The 4,886-nt window shown below is 69.9% G+C and carries 5 protein-coding genes; 3 read left to right on the top strand and 2 right to left on the bottom strand.

Going from position 1 to position 4,886, the window contains the following annotated elements:
- Positions 1-192: 192 nt before the first annotated feature.
- Complete coding sequence (locus tag JMF90_RS24145) at positions 193-870, top strand: dihydrodipicolinate reductase C-terminal domain-containing protein (protein WP_011547343.1); 678 nt, start codon at positions 193-195, stop codon at positions 868-870.
- A gap of 92 nt (positions 871-962) precedes the next feature.
- On the opposite strand, the gene JMF90_RS24140 is transcribed toward JMF90_RS24145, so the two are convergent.
- Complete coding sequence (locus JMF90_RS24140) at positions 963-1,772, bottom strand: SDR family oxidoreductase (RefSeq protein ID WP_011547342.1); 810 nt, start codon at positions 1,770-1,772, stop codon at positions 963-965.
- Positions 1,769-2,602, bottom strand: coding sequence for a molybdenum cofactor biosynthesis F family protein (locus tag JMF90_RS24135; RefSeq protein ID WP_011547341.1), 834 nt, complete (start codon positions 2,600-2,602; stop codon positions 1,769-1,771). Before JMF90_RS24135 ends, JMF90_RS24140 begins: the two co-directional genes overlap by 4 nt.
- 170 nt (positions 2,603-2,772) lie before the next feature.
- Here JMF90_RS24135 and JMF90_RS24130 point away from each other — a divergent pair, with 170 nt between their 5' ends.
- Both JMF90_RS24130 and JMF90_RS24125 read left to right on the top strand, forming a co-directional pair.
- Positions 2,773-3,567 carry an AraC family transcriptional regulator gene (locus tag JMF90_RS24130; RefSeq protein ID WP_011547340.1) on the top strand — a complete coding sequence of 265 codons (795 nt, stop codon included), beginning with the start codon at positions 2,773-2,775 and terminating at the stop codon, positions 3,565-3,567.
- A 181-nt stretch (positions 3,568-3,748) separates the two neighbouring features.
- Positions 3,749-4,681, top strand: coding sequence for a DMT family transporter (locus JMF90_RS24125; RefSeq protein WP_012339713.1), 933 nt, complete (start codon positions 3,749-3,751; stop codon positions 4,679-4,681).
- Positions 4,682-4,886: the final 205 nt, after the last annotated feature.

Here is a 4,886-nt window from a genome sequence, read left to right as displayed (position 1 = left end):
GGTGGGCTGCCGAGGGCGTCGGCGAGCCGATGCGCCGCGACACCACATGCCCGGCCCGACCAGCGCGCCAACCGACGGACGGGCATAATGCGCGATGCCCGCCCGGCGCGGCAAGCGGCACGACAGCTGGCTTGCTCGACAGCCTGCACCGCCGCCGCCCACTCGCCACCCGAACCTCAACCCGTCAATCCCATGCAAGTACTCGTCATCGGAACCGGCAAGCTCGCCAACGAGTTGCTCGGCTCGCACAAGCTCGACCCGGCCACCTACCGCGTGATGCCTTGGTCGGACACCACGCGAACCGACGCCCGGTCGATCGTCGTCCATGCCGGTTCCGGCCGCGAACTCGCCGCCGCGATCGCGTTCTGCCAGGCCACCGCGTCGCCGCTCGTCGAGCTGTCGACCGGCTCCGACCTCGAAACCGGGACGTACGGCTTTCCGGTCGTGCTGTGTCCGAACACGAACATCCTGATGCTCAAGTTCATGAGCATGCTGGAAACCAGCGGCCACCTGTTTCGCGACTGCGAGATCAGCGTGACCGAGTCGCATCAGGCCGGCAAGACGTCCGTCCCCGGCACAGCCGTCGGCATCGCCGCGTCGCTCGGCGTGCAGCCGGCAGACATCCGCTCCGTGCGCGACCCGGCCGTGCAGCGCAGCGAATTCGCCATCGCCGACGATCAGCTCGGCCGCCATGCGGTTCACCGGATACGCATCGACGACGGTGCATGCAGCCTGCAGTTCGAATCGCGCGTATCCGGCGAGACGCCTTATGCGGACGGCGTATCGCGCATCGTCGAGGCCGTGCGGCAGCACGATCTCGAGCATCGCCGCTATTCGATCGTCGAATTCATCCGCAACGGCTGGCTGTAGTCAGGGCGGCGGCGCGCGGCACGGCCCGCGGCGGCCCGGTACGCGCGCCTATGCCGCCACAGCGTCGCTGCAGCCCTGCGAACCGCCCCTCGCTATCGTTCTCCGAGCACCGCCCCGCTCTCCGGCAAAGTCGCCCCGCCATCGACGACGATCGTCTGCCCGGTGATGTACGCCGCGTCGGCCGACGCGAGAAACAGCATCGCGTTCGCGATGTCCTCCGGCTCGCCCATCCGCGCGAGCGGAATGTCGTGCGCGATCTGCGCCGCGACCGACGCGTCGCCGAGATTGCCGGCCGCCGGCGTGCGAATCATCCCCGGTTCGACGCCGTTGACCGTCACGTTGCGGCGCGCCAGCTCCAGCGCCGCCGCCCGGATGAAGCCGTTCACGCCGGCCTTCGACGCCGCGTAATGCGCAAGCCCCGGATAGACGACGCGCGGCCCCGTCACCGACGACGTGACGAGCAGCCTGCCGGCCCCCGCCCGCTGGAATGCCGGCAACGCGGCCTGCGCGAGCCAGAACAGCGCCGACAGGTTGACCGACAGCGTGCGATCGAGCGTCGGCTCGTCGATCTGCATGAACGGCGTCAACGGAAAATACGCGGCATTGTGGATCACGACATCGAGTCGGCCGCCGTCGCGCTCGACTGCCGCGACGAGCGCATCCAGGTCGCCCCGGCTCGCGGCATCGACCCGATACGCGCGTGCGTCGCCGCCCGCGCTGGCCAGCGCGTCGGCCTGCGCGGCTGCCGCGTCGCCGTTCAGGTCGGCCACGGCGACGAACGCGTCGGATTCTGCGAAACGGCGCGCGATCGCCGCGCCGATTCCTTGCGCGGCGCCCGTGACGAGCACGACACGGCCGCCGAAATCCGCCCGCAGGCGACCGCTGCCCGGCACGGCAGTCATCGCTGCGCCTCGCCGCCGGGCGGGTACACGGTTTCGTTCAGCACTTGCGCGTAAGCGCCGATCTGGAAATTCGACAGCGTGCCGAAATCGCCGCCCTGATAGCCGAAGATCTTGCCGTCGGTCTTGCGCTGCGCGAGGTCGATCAGCACGACGCCGAGCGTCGGCACCACTTTCTCGCGCCACACGAACAGATACAGCTCGTCCGCCATCTTGAAGTAATGGCAGCGGTCGACATCGGCCAGCCCGCCTTCGACGCCTTGCAGGCACTGCCACGCGTAGAAATTCTCGTTCAGGTAGATGTGCTCGTAGCATTCGGTCGGGCTGTAGCGGTACATCGTCCGCTTGCCGATCAGCTCGTGCGTGGGCGCATGCAACGGCCCCGGCTGCGCGTGGCCGCCGAGCGTGCCGTGCCGGAATTGCACGTCGACGGCCGTCAGCGGCAGCCCGCGCGCGACGCGCGTGAACGCATCGATGCGCGTGTCGGCTTCCGTCGGCAGCGTACCGACGACCGACGTCCACACGCCGGTGTCCAGATCGATCACGAGGCTGACCGACGTCGCCCGAGCAGTGACATCGATGTAGTCGACGAAGTACAGTCCATCGCGCAGCCGCGTCACGCGGCACGGCGCGCGGCCGCCCGTATCGCTCGCCGCATCGCGCCACTGCAGCGCATCCGGCTCGAACGTATAGACGCGCCACGCGCCCGATGCGTCGCCAAGCGCCAGCGTCCGCCCGACGAGTGCGTCGACGGGGGCGAGGATGTTCGCCTCCGGCGCGAAGCCGTCCGCGAGCGCGCCAACCTGAATGAATACCGGGTCCTGTCGTTCCACCTGCCGTCTCCCATGCAGCTTCAGGCCCGGCGGGCCGTGTACGCTGCCGATGTGCACATGGTGCCGGCTGCACGCGCCGCGCGATATCCGCCAAAAGGATGAAGGGCGCGCGGCGCCGGAACGCGCTAAAGTGCACGTGATCCGCGCCGCGACCGGCGCGAGGAGCGCACATGCACCGTGTCACCCACTATCGACGCACCGGCGAAGGCATCGAAGCGATCAGCCTCGAATCCGACCGCGCGTTTCCGCGCCACGCGCACGACGAATTCGGGGTGGGCGTGATCGTCAGCGGTGCGCACCGGTCGTGGAGCGGTCGCGGGCAGGTCGACGCGCTGGCGGGTGACGCGATCATGGTCAATCCCGGCGAGATGCACGACGGCTCGCCGCTCGAGGCCGGCACCGGCAGGCGCTGGCGGATGCTGTACCTCGCGCCCGGGCTGGTCGCGGGCGTCGCCGCGGAAGAAGGCCTCGGCGGCGTCGAGCTTGCCCATCCGGCCGTGCGCGACGCGCGGCTCACGGCCGCCGTCGGTCGGCTGCATGCGCGCATCGTCGCAGGCGAAACCCCGCCGCTGGCCCGCGACGAAGCGCTCGTGATGCTCGTCGCCGGTTTGCTCGCCCGGCACGCGAACCGCACGCTGCCGGCGGCCGGCGTCGCGCCGGCCGTCCGCGTCGCGCGGGAGCGGCTCGATGCAGCGCCGGCTGCTCCCGTGTCGCTCGCCGAGCTGGCCGACCTGAGCGGCGTCAGCCGCTTCCAGTTGCTGCGCGGCTTTGCGCGCGAGCTCGGCATCACGCCGCACGCCTATCTGGTTCAGTCGCGCACGCGGCTGGCGCGCGCGCTCCTGGCCAGCGGCCTGCCGATCGCCGATGCCGCGGCCGAAGCCGGCTTCGCCGATCAGAGCCACCTGACGCGTGCGTTCGCACGCCAGTTCGGGATCACGCCGGGGCGGTTCACGCAGGCAGGATAATCAACGCATCGCCCGCGCAGTGCAGAGCTACCGGGCGCAGTGCATTCAAAGGCGGTTGCTACCTCGACGGCAGCCACGACCTATTGCGTCAGGGCCTGTCGACGGCGCACCGCATTCAATGCCTCTCGCGCTGCAATTTCGTTCAAGACGCGCCCCGCCGCCATACGCGACGATGCGACGCATGAAGACACGACTGATTGGCTATCTCTATCTCGCCGCCGCGATGGCGGGCGTCGGCAGCACCGTCATCGCGAGCCGTCTCGCGGCCGGCGGCCTGCCGCCGTTCGCGGCCACAGCGCTGCGCTTCCTGATCGCGACCCCGCTGCTGTTCGCGCTGATGCGCGCGCAGCACATGTGCTGGCCGCGCATTTCCGCACGCGACGCCGTGCTACTCGTCATCCAGGCGGCGGCGGGCGGCGTCGGCTATACGGTGCTGCTGATCAGCGGCACGAAACTGTCGTCGCCGCTCGATGCGGGTGTGATGCTCGGCACGCTGCCGGCCATGTCGACGCTGATCGCGGCCGTCGTGCTGCGCGAGCGGCAGACGCCGCGCGACTGGCTGGCCGCCGCGCTCGCCACGGCCGGCGTGCTGTTCGTCACGTTCGCGCCGGGCCACGCGATGCCGTCGCTGCAAACACTTGCCGGCGATGCGCTGGTGCTGGCGGCCGTCGCATGCGAAGCGGTCTTCATCCTGCTCAACCGACGGCTTGCCGCACCGGTCCCGCCGCTCGCGCTCTCCACCGCGATGTCGGGCCTCGGCTTCGTGCTCGCACTCGTGCCGGCCGCGTTCGAATGGCAAGCAGTGGCGAGCGGCTGGACCGTCGGCGCCGTATCGGCGATCGTCTACTACGCGTTGATTCCGACCGTGCTCGGCTACCTGTGCTGGTATGCGGGTTCGGCCCGCACGAGCGGCACCGAGGCGGCCCTGTTCACGGCGGTCGCGCCGGTTTCGGCCGTGCTGTTCGCGGTCGCACTGTTCGGCGAAACGCTGACCGGCACGCGTGTCGCGGGCATCTCGCTCGTCGTCGCCGGCATGCTCGTCGGCGCGACGCGACGGCGCGAGCCGCCTGGCGCATCACGCGCTACGCTCGCCGCGCGGACCGCCATCGACTGACTCGCGCGTTCATTGCCTCGCGGCGAAAAGGGCTCCGGCACCCTGCCGTCGCATCGCCTGCCGATCGCCACCTTTCCGCGATGCAGCCGGCGACTGTAGGAATGTGTCCTCGCACCGCAAAACCGTTGCGCACGGCTGCGCAAGATGCAATATTCGCGTGGCCACACCCTTTGACAACCATCGAACAACAATCCGCCAAGCAATG

The organism is Burkholderia sp. E168m23 (assembly GCF_016586125.1).
GTDB classification, from domain to species: domain Bacteria; phylum Pseudomonadota; class Gammaproteobacteria; order Burkholderiales; family Burkholderiaceae; genus Burkholderia; species Burkholderia orbicola.
This window is presented reverse-complemented; position numbering and strand designations above follow the sequence as displayed.

Bases quoted from the DNA above. Each gene is read 5' to 3' on its own strand.
- JMF90_RS24125 (WP_012339713.1), top strand. From the start codon at position 3,749: ATGAAGACACGACTGATTGGCTATCTCTATCTCGCCGCCGCGATGGCG.
- JMF90_RS24145 (WP_011547343.1), top strand. From the start codon at position 193: ATGCAAGTACTCGTCATCGGAACCGGCAAGCTCGCCAACGAGTTGCTC.
- JMF90_RS24140 (WP_011547342.1), bottom strand. From the start codon at position 1,772: ATGACTGCCGTGCCGGGCAGCGGTCGCCTGCGGGCGGATTTCGGCGGC.
- JMF90_RS24130 (WP_011547340.1), top strand. From the start codon at position 2,773: ATGCACCGTGTCACCCACTATCGACGCACCGGCGAAGGCATCGAAGCG.